Source organism: Desulfurispora sp. (genome assembly GCF_052744395.1).
The window spans coordinates 13,898-28,560 of record NZ_JBRAJI010000038.1 but is presented as its reverse complement, the minus strand read 5'-3'; the positions used below and the strand labels follow the sequence as shown (position 1 = coordinate 28,560).

Here is a 14,663-nt window from a genome sequence, read left to right as displayed (position 1 = left end):
AAATATCGCAGAATATCAAGGGTTTTTAAAAATTTATTTCACGGATTCAGGTAATACAGCCAGTAGCCGGTGGTGGCAATGGTGATCTGAAAACAGAGGCCGTGTATAATTTCAGTAGGTGGTAGCAAGGAAATGTCCCCCTGAAAATAGAAATGAGATCGCTCTTGACAGCGGTCTGCTCTAATGCTATGATGCAGTAAATAAGAGCAAATGCGCTAAAGACTGTGACGGAGGAAAGTAGGTTTGCCCCAGCCTTCCAGGGAGAAGGGGTCGTGGACTGGGAGCCCCTTCAAGGCATGACAGGCTGAAGTTCCCTCCCGAGTTGCCGGGCTGAACGCGTGGAATGGCCGCAAAGGACCTTTCCACAGCCAGTAGGTGCGGCCGGAAACTTCCACCGTTAAAAGGAAGGGGGTATCGGAGAACTGTTCTCCCGTACTCTGCCGTAACAAGCGGGCCTGGAATGGGCCAATGTGGGTGGTACCGCGGAAAGCAAAGCTTTTCGTCCCATGGGGATGAAAAGCTTTTTATTTTGGCGCGGGGAACCGTTCGGCACAGCCCGCTTTGCGTAGCGCTATGGCAGAGCGAAGCGCGGGGATTTCTCCCGTACCCTGGACAGGAGCGGGCCGGGTTTTTCCGGCCAACAAGGGTGGTACCGCGGGTTGTTTGATAGCATCCCGTCCCTTATTCCATGGGGGCGGGATGTTTTTATTTTGCTAACGAAAAACAGGAGGTGATGGGGATGGGAGCTATGGATGGCGGTGTGCTGGCTGCGCTGGCCTTGAGCCTGGGCAGCGCCCTGTTTTGTCTGGTGTATGGCTGGCAGAACTGGCACAGTGAAAAGTGAGCAGCGGACGGGTGGGGTTGTTGCCCCGAAAGATGTGGCGAAGCGGCCCTAACAAAGATGAGGAGGATTTGGAAGATGAGTGCGAGCATGAGTGCAGTACTGGCATTGTATTTGGTGATCACCGCCGGTCTGGGATACCTGGGCTACCGGCAGACCAGGAACAGCCGGGATTATTTGCTAGCCGGCGGTCAGACCCATCCCCTGATCATGGCCCTGGCTTACGGGGCTACCTTTATCAGCACCTCGGCCATTGTGGGCTTTGGCGGTGCGGCGGCCATGTATGGAATGAGCCTGCTCTGGCTGACCTTTTTGAACATTTTTGCCGGTGTGATTATAGCTTTTCTGATTTATGGCAAGCGCACCCTGCAGCTGGGTAAAGAGATGAATGTACAGACCTTTCCCGAATTTTTGGGACAGCGTTATGGTAGTGGGTTCATACGCCGCTTTGCTGCTCTGGTAATTGCCCTGGGCATGCCTTTGTACACCGCAGCGGTGTTGATTGGTGGAGCACGCTTTATTGAAAAAACGCTGAATATGCCCTATGCTACCGCCCTGGGCATTTTTGCGCTGGTAGTAGCGGCCTATGTGTACAGCGGCGGGTTGAAAGGGGTCATATATAATGATGCCTTCCAGGCCCTGCTCATGTTTGTAGGCATGGTGCTGCTGTTGGGACTCAGCCTGCAGCAGCTGGGGGGCTTCGGGGAAGCCCTGCGGGGGCTGGCCTCTTTAAGCAGCCTGGTGCCCGGGGTCTGGCAGGCCAAGGGGCACACCGGATTTGCCAGTATGCCGGTCATGGGTTCGGAGTACTGGTGGGTGGTGGTATCCACTCTGGTGCTGGGGGTGGGTATCGGCGTGCTGGCCCAGCCCCAGCTGGCCGTGCGCTTTCTCACCGTGCGCAGCGCCCGGGATTTAAACCGCGGTCTGGCTGCGGGCGGCGTATTTCTGCTGGCCATGACCGGTGTGGCTTTTACTGTGGGGGCGCTGTCCAACGTCTATTTCTACCAGCACTTCGGTAAAATTGCTGTGGCCATGGTGGTAGATCCCGCTACCGGTAAACCCAACATTGATAGCATCATCCCTTTGTTTATCAAACAGGCCATGCCGGGCTGGTTTGGCATGCTCTTTATGCTGACGCTGCTCTCGGCGGCCATGTCCACCTTGAGCGGTCAACTGCACACGCTGGGCTCGGCCCTCAGCTACGATCTGGCCCGCCGTTCCTCGCTAACTGCCAGCCGTTTGGGCAGTCTGGTGGCCCTTTTGCTGGCTGTCTGGCTGGCGCTGGTGTTGCCTGTGAGCATTATTGCTGTGGCCACAGCCATTTTCTTCGGCATCTGTGCTGCCACCTTTCTGCCCGCCTACACGGCAGCCCTGTTCTGGCCCCGGGTGAGTAAAAGGGCGGCTCTGGCCAGCATGCTGGCCGGGTTTGCCGGCAGCGTGGGCTGGATGCTCCTGGTGCACGCCAAAGAGGCAGCAGCTGTAGGTTTGGTGCAAATGGTTACCGGTCGGCCGTCACTGCTGGGCTTTCCCTGGACGGTAATCGATCCCCTGGTGGTGGCCCTGCCCCTCTCCACACTGGTGCTGGTGCTGGTGGGTCTGGGGGAAGCAGCGCCGGTGGTGCCGGAACAGAACAATATTGGTCTGGAAGAAAGGGGTTGAACCTGGTGGAACATGCGGTAAATGCCTCCCAGAAATTGTACTGCCGGCAGGATGGGGGTAAAGATACGCTGGTCAGGGTGGGAGGTATAACCATCGGTGGTCGGGAGATTGTGGTGATGGCCGGTCCCTGTGCGGTAGAAGAACGGGAGCAAATGTTGGCTGCGGCGCAGGCGGTGAAAAATGCCGGTGCGGCCGTACTGCGGGGTGGAGCCTTCAAGCCCCGCACTTCCCCTTACAGCTTTCAGGGTCTGGGAGTAGATGGGCTGTTAATGCTGGCCGAAGCGCGGGCCATCACCGGCTTGCCGGTAATCACCGAAGTGATGGATCCCCGTCAGGTGGCGCTGGTAGCGAATTATGCGGATATTTTGCAGATTGGAACGCGCAATATGCAGAACTACACCCTGCTGCGCGAGGTGGCCGGTGCCAGTAAGCCGGTGCTGCTCAAGAGAGGGCAGTCGGCGACCATTGAGGAATGGCTGCTGGCGGCCGAATATATCCTGGCTGCCGGTAACAGTCAGGTAATCCTTTGTGAAAGGGGCATCAGGGGTTTTGATCCCATCCTGCGCAACACGCTAGATCTGGCTTCGGTGGCCGTGGTCAAACAAATGACCCATCTACCGGTGATCGTTGATCCCAGCCACGCCGTGGGGCGGTGCACCTATGTGCCGGCCATGGCCCGGGCGGCCGTGGCCGCCGGAGCGGATGGGCTGCTGATTGAAGTGCACCCCTGTCCGGAAAGGGCCCTTTGTGACGGACAGCAATCGCTCACCCCGGAGCAATTCTCCGTACTCATGGGGCAGCTGCAGCATGTGGCCAGGGCGGTGGGGCGTTCAATAGCCGGACAGTAGCCGGGATAAAGATTTATCATCTCTGGATACTACTGCTTCAGTCGTGAGCAAATGGAGGAACACTTTGGCCACTGGCTAGTGGAAATGAAAGAAAAGTTTCGCCGGGAAAAGGACCGGCTAAAAAACGTACAGGATGTATATCGGGAACACAACTGGTGGGCTGGTCTGTGAACAAAAATAGCGGGGGCACCTTCCTGAGGTTGCCCCCGCTCATATTATCTCACAGCGGTTAATGTGCACGCATAGATGCTTACATTACTTTGAAAGTTACAATGAAGATCACCAGCAGTATGATGCCCAGACCCAGGGAATAAGAAATTAGCTTTTTCTCTATGGGGAGAAGATCAAACCATTCCTCTTCCTCGGGCAGAGTCTGGGCGGCCAGGTTGACCTGCTCATTTTGCTGATATTTGATTTCCGCCATAGTGCCAGCCCTCCTTTAACCGCTGATGACGGGCGGGAAAACGCCGTGGTAGAACAGCCAGGAGATAAACAGACCCACCCAGAGGATGAAACCGAACAGGCAGACCGCATAGACGCCCACGATGCGGCCCATGCCCTCCTGCCAGAGCTTGCGCACATTGGTAACCAGGCCGATGGAGAAGAAGCACAGGGCAAAGAACAAAGTGCGCAGGGCGTTGGCATGGTTGGAGCCTTCTGTGGCCGCCTTGACAATACTCTTGTCATTAAGACCCAGGATCAGCAGCACGAAGAAGGTAAGGGTGAAGCCAATGACAAATTTGGGGAAGCGGTGCCAGATTTCCGCTGCGGAAACCTTGCTGTCCAGCTGTCCACCGGTGCCATTTTTGCCAATCTTGTACATGGACCAGATAATCGCCAGAATGAAAGCCCACACCCCAATGAAGATGTCAATAAACATCTTGGTGGTGGTGGTGGCCATTAAAATCCAGCCTTCCTGCCATTTAATTCCCAGTGTTTTGATAGCTTTGGCCAGGATCAGGGATTCGGTAACCGTACCGCTGGCAATGGCTCCGCCGTCACTTTTCACCGCCAGGCCCATCCAGGCGCCAGCCACCAGGGGATCGTGATAGAGGAAGGCGGCAGCCACAAAGGGCAGGAATAAAAGCTCGATAGCCACAAAAACAATAATTACTGCCGCCAGGATAACCGGGATGACCGGGCGGGAACGGATGGCCGCGCCGGTGGCAATGGCGGCCGAAACACCGCAGATGGATATGCCCGAGGCCAGGGGGGCGGCCCACTCGGGAGTAAACTTGAAGAAGCGGCGGGCCACAAAATAAACCACCGGCCAGTAAATGAGATAAGCCTCCACCACGGCGCACAGGCCCCGCACAATTACGGTGGTGGCCAGGCCCAGGGCGGACACGGTTTTAATACCAATAGCCATACCCATAATAACAATACCGGTTTTGATAAACCATTCCGGTTTGGCTGCTTCGTAAAGGAATTGTGCAAATCCTGTAAAAAAGTTACCAATAATGAGACCTACAATCATGGCAAAAACAAAGCCCATTTCCCCCAGACCCAGGGACCAGCCGATTTTGAACTTGGCCAGTTTATCCGGTGTAGCAGCAATATAGGCATTTTCCCCAATAATCAGACACACAATGGTGATCCAGTAAATGATTGTAAAACCGGCAATAAAGCGACCGGTCCGGGCGCCCATGAAATAAGCGCCGATGGTGGTCAGCACCAGCATGAACAGATAGGTCAATAAGGCCGAAAGGGGTCCGCTGATATGATAATTCTTGGATATGGGGGCAATGGCTTTGCCCAGGTCCACCCAGGTGCCCACTTTGGCCACCCAGCCCAGTGGCTCCACACCGTAAATGGGGCCCAGGCCCAGAGCGAAAATAAACAGCCCCAGCCAGACCGCCCACCAGTCCTCATCCTTCAGGACCGGTTTGGGCACATAGGATACACCATGCTCGGTCAAGGTTTTTCCTCCTTTCGATTGATTGTGCTTTTTGCGGGTGGATTTTTCTTACTTCTGCTCTGCTGCATGAACCACCTCCTGACAGTTCTTAACGGCCCGCGGTATTGGCCGGGGCCGCAAGTGGCTTTGCGGAAATGTCAACGATCGGCCCTTAAGAAAAATATGTCTTTATAAATGGATTTATGATTGGGTTGATGCTGGACTGGAAAGGAATGTTATTGCCCGGGGTACGGACTGTTGTATACAATGGGCTGGTGAACTGGTGGTCAAAAAATGAAGGACAATATCGGTTGTAGTAGATGTTTTTGTCGCGCAGCTGACTGCTGTTACCTTTATATTACATATATACGGATGAATAATCAACAAAATAAATTGCAGAATTCAAATTGTTAAAATTATTATGCCGGGCATAAACTCTCTTGAGCAGGGATTTCAACAAAATACGTCGAAAGTTATTTCATTGTGTCATAATAATTACCGGGGAGGGAAGCAGCGGGGCGCGGGTGGTTACGGCTGAAACAGCCCATCCCGTGCTGCGGCTGACGACAGACATGTTGGTGGGAGATTTGTTGACCAGAGCGGCGGAAAATTTTCCGCAGCGCCCGGCGGTCATTTTTCAGGAACAGGAAATAAATTATCAGCAGTATGCTGCCCGGGTGGGTCTGCTGGCCGGCGGTCTAAAGGGCCTGGGCATTAAACCCGGTGATTTTGTAGTGTTGCTTTTGCCCAACCATATGGAGTTCAATATCGCCTATCTGGCCATAGCCACCTGCGGGGCGGTGGTGGTGCCGGTCAACCCGCTCTTTAAGGGCCCCGAGCTCAGGCACATCTTCAGCGATTGTCAGGCCCGGGCGGTGATTACCGTACCTCCCTTTATTCCCCTCTGCCAGCAACTGCAGGCCGACTTACCTCACCTGAAACATATTATAGTCATGGGGCTCGCTGAAGCTGTGCCGGGTGTGGTGGACTATCGCATGCTCATGGCCGGGCCGGTGGATTTAAGTCGCCCGCCGGTGGGTGAGCAGGATGTGGCCGCCCTGCTGTACACTTCGGGCACCACGGGCACCCCCAAGGGAGCCATGCTCACCCACGACAATCTGACCTTTGACGCCCACGCGGTGACCTCGTTTATCGGGGTGGATCATACCGAGCGCTACATTGCTGTACTGCCCCTTTTTCACGCTTTTGCGGGAACCGTGTGCATTCTGGCTACGGCCTGTACCGGAGCCTCGGTGGTGATTATGGATAAATTCGACCCCCGGGCCGCGGTAAAGGCCATCCGCCAGCACCAGGTGACCATTTTTCCGGCCGTGCCCACCATGTTTGCCGCCATCCTGGCGGCGGCGCGCGATCTGGAAACAGCCGATTTCGCTTCCCTGAAGATGTTTGTTTCGGGTGGGGCGGCGCTGCCGCAAGAGCTTTACCACACCCTGGAGGCCAAATTCGGCGTGGCTATCCTGGAAGGTAACGGCCCCACAGAGACCTCGCCCATTTCTTATGTCAACCCATATTACGGCGTGCGCAAGATCGGTTCGGTGGGACCGCCGCTGCCGGGAGTGGAAGTGATTATCGCCGACGAAAATGATCAGGAACTGCCGCGCGGTCAGGTGGGCGAGATCCTGGTGCGCGGCCGCAATGTGATGAAGGGCTACCTGAACCAGCCCGAGGCCACGGCTCAGGTGCTGCGGGGCGGTTGGTTCCACACCGGCGACCTGGGCACCATGGATGAGGACGGCTATGTCTATATTGTGGACCGCAAAAAAGACCTGATCCTGGTGGGTGGTTTCAATGTTTACCCGCGGGAAGTGGAAGAAGTGCTCTACCGCCACCCGGCGGTGGCCGAGGCGGCGGTAATTGGCCTGCCCGATGAGATGCGCGGCGAGGTGCCGGTAGCCTTTGTGGTCTTAAAGCCTGCACAGGAAGTGACAGCCCGCCAGCTGATCAAGTTCTGTCAGGAAAACTTGGCCTCATACAAATGCCCCCGTCAGGTGATTTTCCAAGAGGAACTACCCAAAATGGCCAATGGCAAGATCTTTAAGCGGGCCATCAAGGAACAGGCGCTGGCCGAAAGGCAGTGAATAGGTAGATTTCCGGGCCGTCGGTGATGGTGATTTGCACCAGACCGGCGGCCCGGGCCATTTTCTGCATGGTGGCTGCGTCAGGCAGCATATCGTTGCCCACCACAACGCCCAGGCGGCGGTGAAATTCATTCAGTTCCTGCCGGGGGGCTGGGTGGCAGATAGTCAGCCGTCCGCCCGCCGCCAGCACCCGGGCCATTTCCCGCATAGCCCGGGGCTGGTCGGTGAAATGGGGAAAAGCCGAGTTGCAAATTACTTCATCAAAGCTCTGGTCGGCAAAGGGCAGATTGTGTACATCGGCCACCAACAGCAGCACCCCGCTGGGGTGCTTTTTTTGCGCTTCTTCAATCATACGTGGGGCAAAGTCGATGGCGGTTACCCGGCCGGCGGGGCCGGCGGCGGCCTGCAGCCAGGGAATCAGGATGCCCGTGCCGGTGGCCACATCCAGGATGCGGCTGCCGGGGGCTAGATTTAAGCTTTGTACAATCCGGTACAGCCGCTGGCGGGTTTGCTCTGTGGCAATGTTATCCCAGGTGGCTGCCTTTTCATTAAACCACTGCAGGTGTGACATGATCATCTCCTCCTGAAAAGTTGTTGGTAACATTCTGCCGGGCCGGTGCTTTGGCCAGCTGCACCAGACGCCGGGTGAAGGGATGGGCCGGGGAGGAAAGGATTTGCTGCGGGCTGCCTTCTTCTACAATCCGGCCTTCGTGCAGGATGAGCAGCCGGTCGGCCATGTAGCAGGCGGCAGCCAGATCGTGCATGGTTACCAGAATACCGCTGCCTCGTCTGGCTTGCTCGCGCAGCAGTTCCAGGATCTCCGCCCGGGTGGAAACGTCCAGCATAGAGGTGGGCTCGTCGGCCAAAAGCCAGGACGGGCGGGTGATGATGGCCCGGGCCAGGGCTACCCGCTGGCACTGGCCGCCGGAAAGCTGGTGCGGATAACGATGGAGGTACTCTTCGGGGGGAGTTAGCCGCACATTTGCTAGCGCCTCAAGGACCCGGGTGTTACAGGTGCTGCCCCTGATGCCCTGCAGTAGCAGCGGTTCGGCAATACTTTGCTCCACTGTCAGGTGGGGGGAAAGGGCGGCCAGTGGATCCTGAAAGATAATGGAAAGGGGGTTCCAGCGTTTATTTGGCGGGTAATTGCCGCAGGGCATTCCCAACGAGATTTCCCCCCGGTCGGCTTTTTCCAGTCCGGCGATGATGTGCAAAAGGGTGCTCTTGCCGGCGCCCGAAAGCCCGGCCAGCACCACCACTTCGCCGCCGGCCAGCTGCAGGTCCACCCCCTGCAGCACTGGTTCTTTTTTTCGGCCGTGCCCAAAGCTTTTGTACAGATTGGTTATTCTCAGGTACACGGATAAAAACACCTCACCTGTCCTGCTTTGAAGGGTCGCAGGGGGGGATTTTCGGTCTGGCAGCGGCTGGTGGCCCGGGGGCAGCGGGGAGCGAAGCTGCAGGCGGTCGGTGGGGCCTGCAGTACCCGGGCCTGACCCGGTATGCCAGTGTAGTTTCTTCCGGGGCTGCCCGGGCGGGGCAGGGCAGCCAGCAGAGCCCGGGTGTAGGGGTGAGCGGCGGCGGCCAAACTGCTGGATGACAAAAACTCCACAATCTGTCCGGCGTAGAGCACGGCCATGCGATCAGTCAGGCGAGCCGCCATTTCCAGGTCATGGGTGCAAAGGAGCAGACTTAAGCCCCATTCCCGTCTGGTGCGGAGCAATAACTCTTCCACCTGGTGCTGGCCCAGCACATCCAGGGCGGAGGTGGGTTCATCCAGAATAACTAGGTGGGGCCGGTGCAGCAGGGCCAGCACCAGGGCCAGGCGCTGCTTCTGGCCTCCCGAAAGCTGGTGGGGATACTTGTCCCAGACCTGTGCCGGCAGATGCAGGGCGGCGGTCAGGTCAGCGGCTCGTTCCAGCAAGCGGGCGCGCTTCTCCGAAGGGCAGAGTTCCTCCAGCGCGGTGCGCAGCCGCCGGGTGGGGTGAAAGCACTGCATGGCCTCCTGGGGCAGCAGGCTGATCTGCCGAAAATAAAGTTGCCGGCGCTGTTCAGCGGTCAGGGAGAGCATATTTTCCTGCTGCCAGAGCACCTGGCCTTTGATGACCCGCTGGCCTGGACGGGGAAAGCCCAGCGTTGCCCAGGCCAGGCTGGATTTACCTCCTCCCGACTCCCCTACCACGGCCAGAGCCTGATCAGAAGGTATAATCAGGGAAAGATCCCAGAGCGGGTATTTTCTTTCCAGAACTGTTTGCAGGGTGAGGTTTTGGATTTGCAGCAATGGTGTAAACACTCCCTCGGATAGAAGGCGGTCGGGGGGATTTGGGTTTTAATCTAACCTTCCAGATCCCGGCGGTAGGAAAAGGCTTTTTCCAGAGCGTAACCGGTGAAGGTGAAACCCAGTACGGCCAGGCTGACCAGCAGGGCGGCGGGTAAAAACCACCACTGCCAGGCCGGGGTCCACAATATGCCCGGGTAATCCAGGGCGGAGCGGATAATCACGCCCAGGCTTTTGTGGCTGGGATCGCCCAGGCCCAGGAAACTCAGGCCGGCTTCGGCGGCAATGGCATAGCTGGTGGTTTGGACCGTCTTGGCCACCAGCAGGGGCAAAAGCTCGGCCAGCAGGTGGCGGCGCAGAATATAGGCAAAGTCTGCTCCGCTCAATACGGCGAATTTGATATATTCCCGCTGGCGCAGAGACAGGACACAGGAGCGCACGGTGCGGGTAATGTCGGGCCAGGTGAGCAAGATCAACACCAGGATGACATTGATCAGCCGTGGTTTTAAGAAAACCGCCAGCAGGATGATCAGCGGCAGGCGGGGTATGGTCATGAATACATCCACCAGGCGCATGATCAATAGGCCCGGCCAGCCCGGGTAATAGCCGGCCAGGCTGCCCAGCAGCAGGCCCAGCAGAGTGCTGGACAGGCCGGTAGAGAGACCCACCAGCAAAGAAGTACGCAGGCCGAAAAGCAGTTGACTGAGCACGTCCTGTCCCAGGGCGTTGGTGCCCAGCCAGTAAGGTGGGCCGGGTCGGGTCAGCACCGCTCCGCCGGTATCTTCGGGTGAAAAAGGAGCCAGCAGGGGAGCGGCAGCAGCCAGCAGCAGGAGGATACTGCAGACTACCAGGCCAGCCAGGGCATAACCGTCTTTGGCCAGTTGGCTTATTTCTTGGCGCAGGTTGTGCACATCTTTACACCTCTTTCACCCGGGGGTCCAGACGCAGGTAGAGCAGGTCTGTACAAAGATTGACCAGCAGCACCCAGATGGTAAAGATAAAGAATACACCCTGCAGTAGCGGGTAGTCGCAGGCCAGTACAGCCTCGTAAGTAAGGCGGCCCAGTCCGGGGTAGGCGAATAGCACTTCCACCAGCATGGCGCCGCCAATCAGCCGGGCCAGACGCAGGCCGAAAAAAGTGACCACGGGCAAAAGGGCGGTGCGCAGCACATATTGATAGCGGATGCGCTGCTCGCTCAGGCCCTTTAAATAAGCCATTTGCACAAAAGGCTGGTCTTTGGTCAGGAGCAGGCTGTTGCGTACCAGTAAATAGGCACTGAAAAAACTGGCGCAGCTGAGTGAAAGTACGGGCAGCAGGGCGTGGGCGGCCGTGTCCAGCAGTTTTTGCCCCCAGCTCATAGTGGTGAAGTTGCTAAAAGCACCGCTGATGGGTAACCAGCCCAGCTTCACCCCAAACAGGATCAGCAAAAAGCTGCCGGTAATAAAAGGCGGCATGCTATCCAGCAGAATGGCCGGTACCAGCAGGGCGGTTTCACCACGCCTGTTTCCCAGGGCAAAACGGGTGGCGGCTAAAATAGCCAGAGAAAAAGTGAGCAGCAGAGCGGCCAGGGTAATTAGCAGTGTCCAGGGCAGAGCCCGGGCTACCACCCGGCTGACCGGCGCCCGGTAGCTGATGGAAAAGCCCAGGTCGGCCCGGGCCAGAGCGGTGAGATAACTGACAAATTGTGCGGACAGGGGGCGATCCAGCCCGTAATAGTGCTGCAGGGCTTTGATGGTATCTTCATCCAGGGCTACGGCCAAATTGCCAGCCGAGTTGCTCATTTCCTGCAGGGGGTCGCCCGGCATGGCCCGGGGCAGAAAAAAATTAATGGCCAGGGCGGCCACCAGTACCAGCAGGTAGGTGGCCGCCCGGCGGCGCAGGTAGACCGGCATGCCGTTATTTTCCTCCTACAAAGGCCAGCTTGTTATAAAGCATGGGGATGCCGATGCCAATGCCGCCCTTGCAGGTGTAGAACCAGCCGTCAAAAACTTGCGGGTTGTACGCGAAATACCACACCGGGTAGTACAGGGGCAGACAGGGCAGCTCCTGGGCATACATTTTTTGCATTTGAGAAGCCAGGGCGCGGCGCTGGGTTTCATCGGGGGTAACCAGTAGCTTTTGGGCCAGCTGTAAATATTCCGGATTTTCCGGCGTGCCGGGAGTGCGGATACCTCCCCGGGCCACACCAAAGCCCATGATCATGGACGGATCGCCGCCCAGACCGCCGTGGCCGTTAATAGCCAGGTCGAACTGCTTGCTCTTGACCAGGTTGTCAATGGCCTTGATGTTGACCAGTTTAAGATCCAGGGCCAGGCCGATCTCTTTGAGCATCAGCTTGATATTTTCGGCCTCCCGGCTGTACTGCTGGGGTGCCAGCAGGGTGAACTGCATTTTCCGCCCGGTTTTATCTTCGGCAATACCGTCATTGTCCCGGTCGGCAATGCCGGCCTTTTGCAGCAGTTCCCTGGCCTTGTTGACGTCATGCGGGTACAGGTCGTAGTACTGCTGATCAAACCAGTCGGATTCAGGCGGCAAAAATCCAGGGTTGCCCGGTTTGGCTCCCTTCAGACCGCCGGGCACCGCTTTTTCAATCAGTTCCGGCCGGTTGATGGCATAAGCAATGGCCTGCCTTACAGCGGGCTGGCGGAAGGGCTCCTTTTCCAGATTGAACTGCAGTTTGAGCACCCAGAAAGCGGCACCGCTGAGCACCTTGAAGCGTTTATCCTGTTCAAATTTGGCTAGCAGGGAGGCCGGTACGTCTCCGGCATGGATATCGCCTTTTTCCAGAGCGGCCACTTTATCGCTGGCCGGAACGAAAATTAGCTTTTTCACCCGCGGTTCGCCCAGGAAAAATTCCTTATTGGCCATGTATTCGTAGGTGCCCTGACTTTTGTCATAAGAGACCAGCCTGTAGGGCCCGCTGCCCATGCACAGTTCGGGCCGTGCTTCTTTACGCGGATCCTGGATGTTTTGCCAGATGTGTTGAGGTATGATGGGCACATTGCCCGCGATCTGCTGCATAAAAGGCACAAAAGGTTTCTTTAACTTGAATACCACTGTTTGCTCATCGGGGGCGCTGATATTGTCTATCATATCAAATTTGGCCCACTCAAAACTGTTTTTACCCAGGTAGTCAAAGGTGAACACCACATCCCGGGCCGTGAGGGGTTGCCCATCCTGCCATTTGATGCCGGGGCGCAGCTTGAAGGTCCAGGTGAGCTGGTCCGGGCTGGCCTGCCATTCCTGAGCCAGCCAGGGAATGACTTCCCGGTCATTTTTCCAGACCAGAGTATCATAGACAAAACTCAGGTGCACGTAGCCGGGGCCGCGGGGGTAAAAAGTAAAGGGTGTGGGCAGACCCCAGTCTTCGGCCGGCAGTTTGAGCTCGGCGACGGCCGCATTCTGAGTGCCGGGGGAGCTGGTAGACTGGTCGGTGGTTTTGCCACTACAGCCGCTGAGCAGCAGCGCCAGCAGCATGGTCAGGGCTACCAGCAGCAACCAGCTGGTGCGTGGAGCTGAAGTTCGGGTCATGGACAGGACTCCTTTCCTTTAATTTTTATATCTTTACTCCCGGCTGCCCCGGTCCGGGGCCTTCAGGAGATCGGGCCGAAAAGAAAAAACCACGCCTGTACTTTCTGCCCAGCTACAGCCGGGCATAAAGCACCTGCGTGGCACTCTGTTGGCGGTTAAGTTTTCAGGCCGGATTATTACGGTTGGTAAGCGGTGTTGCTGACTGACGGCTTCGTGCCGTTATTATTAAAATCCTTTCGACATTATTTTAAAAATTCCTGCTATTAGCCTTTCAATTATTACCGGACAGCTACAGAAACCTCAACAGGTTGTTCGGGCCGCCGCTGGCCCGGCTGGGCGATGGGCGGGCAGGCGCAGGGCGGCGGCGCAGTTGAGCAGGGCGATACAGGCGGCAGCCAGAAAAACATACTGGAAACCTGCTGCCTCCCAGAGCAGGCCGCCCAGCACGGGTACCGACATGGAAACCGCATGATCCACCGAGACACCCATGGCCAGGGTGGGGGTAAGGTCTTCTGGTTTTTGTAGAATTTTATGCAAGTAGGTGGAACGGGCCAGCAGACAGGCAAATAGCAGCTGGTCGATGACAAAACAGGCATAGATTACGGTAAGTGCTGTGGCGGCAGGAAAAACAAAGCGGGCAAAGCCGTAGCCCAGGCAGATAATCACCAGCAGCACCGATTCCCAGAATATGATCTTGCGTTCGCCCAGCCGGTCGATGGCAACGCCCAGGGCGTAGCGGAAAAAGATGCCCAGCACGGTGCCCACCAGGCCCAGCAGGGCGAAAGTGGAGGCCGGCTGGTGGAAAAGCTTGATCAGCACCCAGGGGCCGAAGGTGAGAAAGATCTGTTTGCGGGCCCCGAAAAGCACACTGAGCAGGTAGTACAGGCGGTATTCCCGGCGGTAGACCAGTGCGCGACGTGGCTTGGCCGGCTTAAGCGGTCGCATCAGCAAAAGGCAGAGGGCGGCCAGCAGCACCATGCTGCCGGCCAGCAGAAAGGATGTGCGATAGGTCAGGCCGGCATGCTGAAAGCCCCACCAGACCAGCAGGTAGCCCAGCAGGGAGGCAGCGGTATTGGCGCTGCCCAGCTGGCCCATGCGCTGGCCGGTCTGGCCCGGTTCGGCCAGATTCATGCCAATGCTGCTATATACGGCCATGTAGAGGTGGGCGCCCACACTCCAGGTAAGCATCCAGAATATAGCCGCACCCAGACCGGGCGACCACAGGGCAAAACCAAACTGGCTGGCGGCCAGCGCCAGCAGGGCCAGAAAAGCGATGCGGGTGTCGGGCAGGGCGATGAGCAGTCCGGAGATAAAAACGGTGAGAAAACCGGGCAGCTCGCGGGGGAACTCCAGGGCGCCCCGCAGAGCCTCGCCCATCCGGTAGGTATCGGCAAGAAAGTTGTTAAATATGGGGTCGTACAGTCCGCCGTAAATGCCCGTGCCGATGCTAGCCAGCAGCAGCAGGGTGAAATCGCGGCGTATGTCCCGGGATCGATTGGTCATTCAACTGGA

Annotated in this window: 13 protein-coding genes; 4 read left to right on the top strand and 9 right to left on the bottom strand. The window is 57.3% G+C overall.

Features of this window, described 5'->3' with window-relative positions; translation table 11 throughout:
- The first annotated feature begins 739 nt into the window (after positions 1 to 739).
- The 3 genes from ACUVTU_RS10335 to aroF all read left to right on the top strand — a co-directional run bounded on the left by ACUVTU_RS10335 (position 740) and on the right by aroF (position 3,348).
- Positions 740 to 844, top strand: a complete 105-nt coding sequence (locus tag ACUVTU_RS10335; protein ID WP_445889888.1) for a symporter small accessory protein — start codon at positions 740 to 742, stop codon at positions 842 to 844.
- 75 nt (positions 845 to 919) lie between these two features.
- Positions 920 to 2,500 (top strand): sodium:solute symporter family protein, encoded by a 1,581-nt coding sequence (locus tag ACUVTU_RS10330; RefSeq protein ID WP_445889887.1) that lies wholly within the window; start codon positions 920 to 922, stop codon positions 2,498 to 2,500.
- 5 nt (positions 2,501 to 2,505) lie between these two features.
- Positions 2,506 to 3,348: a 3-deoxy-7-phosphoheptulonate synthase gene (gene aroF, locus ACUVTU_RS10325; protein WP_445889886.1), complete on the top strand. Its 843-nt coding sequence runs from the start codon at positions 2,506 to 2,508 to the stop codon at positions 3,346 to 3,348.
- A gap of 250 nt (positions 3,349 to 3,598) precedes the next feature.
- Here aroF and ACUVTU_RS10320 read toward each other — a convergent pair whose 3' ends face one another.
- Both ACUVTU_RS10320 and ACUVTU_RS10315 read right to left on the bottom strand, forming a co-directional pair.
- Positions 3,599 to 3,772, bottom strand: coding sequence for a hypothetical protein (locus tag ACUVTU_RS10320; RefSeq protein ID WP_445889885.1), 174 nt, complete (start codon positions 3,770 to 3,772; stop codon positions 3,599 to 3,601).
- A gap of 15 nt (positions 3,773 to 3,787) precedes the next feature.
- Positions 3,788 to 5,266: a putative sulfate exporter family transporter gene (locus tag ACUVTU_RS10315; RefSeq protein WP_445889884.1), complete on the bottom strand. Its 1,479-nt coding sequence runs from the start codon at positions 5,264 to 5,266 to the stop codon at positions 3,788 to 3,790.
- A 503-nt stretch (positions 5,267 to 5,769) separates the two neighbouring features.
- Here ACUVTU_RS10315 and ACUVTU_RS10310 point away from each other — a divergent pair.
- Positions 5,770 to 7,344: a long-chain-fatty-acid--CoA ligase gene (locus tag ACUVTU_RS10310; protein WP_445889883.1), complete on the top strand. Its 1,575-nt coding sequence runs from the start codon at positions 5,770 to 5,772 to the stop codon at positions 7,342 to 7,344.
- Here ACUVTU_RS10310 and ACUVTU_RS10305 read toward each other — a convergent pair.
- From ACUVTU_RS10305 to ACUVTU_RS10275, 7 genes are all read right to left on the bottom strand, one after another.
- Positions 7,313 to 7,915, bottom strand: a complete 603-nt coding sequence (locus tag ACUVTU_RS10305) for a class I SAM-dependent methyltransferase (RefSeq protein ID WP_445889882.1) — start codon at positions 7,913 to 7,915, stop codon at positions 7,313 to 7,315. The genes ACUVTU_RS10310 and ACUVTU_RS10305 overlap by 32 nt on opposite strands.
- Positions 7,893 to 8,702, bottom strand: coding sequence for an ABC transporter ATP-binding protein (locus tag ACUVTU_RS10300; protein ID WP_445889881.1), 810 nt, complete (start codon positions 8,700 to 8,702; stop codon positions 7,893 to 7,895). Before ACUVTU_RS10300 ends, ACUVTU_RS10305 begins: the two co-directional genes overlap by 23 nt.
- Positions 8,693 to 9,622 (bottom strand): oligopeptide/dipeptide ABC transporter ATP-binding protein, encoded by a 930-nt coding sequence (locus ACUVTU_RS10295; protein ID WP_445889880.1) that lies wholly within the window; start codon positions 9,620 to 9,622, stop codon positions 8,693 to 8,695. The genes ACUVTU_RS10300 and ACUVTU_RS10295 overlap by 10 nt, the downstream gene beginning before the upstream one ends.
- A 53-nt stretch (positions 9,623 to 9,675) precedes the next feature.
- The gene (locus ACUVTU_RS10290; RefSeq protein WP_445889879.1) at positions 9,676 to 10,530 is read right to left on the bottom strand and encodes an ABC transporter permease; all 855 of its coding nucleotides are present in this window, start codon (positions 10,528 to 10,530) and stop codon (positions 9,676 to 9,678) included.
- A gap of 4 nt (positions 10,531 to 10,534) precedes the next feature.
- Positions 10,535 to 11,512, bottom strand: coding sequence for an ABC transporter permease (locus tag ACUVTU_RS10285; protein WP_445889878.1), 978 nt, complete (start codon positions 11,510 to 11,512; stop codon positions 10,535 to 10,537).
- Between the two features lie 4 nt (positions 11,513 to 11,516).
- Positions 11,517 to 13,151, bottom strand: a complete 1,635-nt coding sequence (locus tag ACUVTU_RS10280) for an ABC transporter substrate-binding protein (protein ID WP_445889877.1) — start codon at positions 13,149 to 13,151, stop codon at positions 11,517 to 11,519.
- Positions 13,152 to 13,451: 300 nt separating this feature from the next.
- Positions 13,452 to 14,654 (bottom strand): MFS transporter, encoded by a 1,203-nt coding sequence (locus tag ACUVTU_RS10275; RefSeq protein ID WP_445889876.1) that lies wholly within the window; start codon positions 14,652 to 14,654, stop codon positions 13,452 to 13,454.
- Positions 14,655 to 14,663 lie beyond the last annotated feature (9 nt).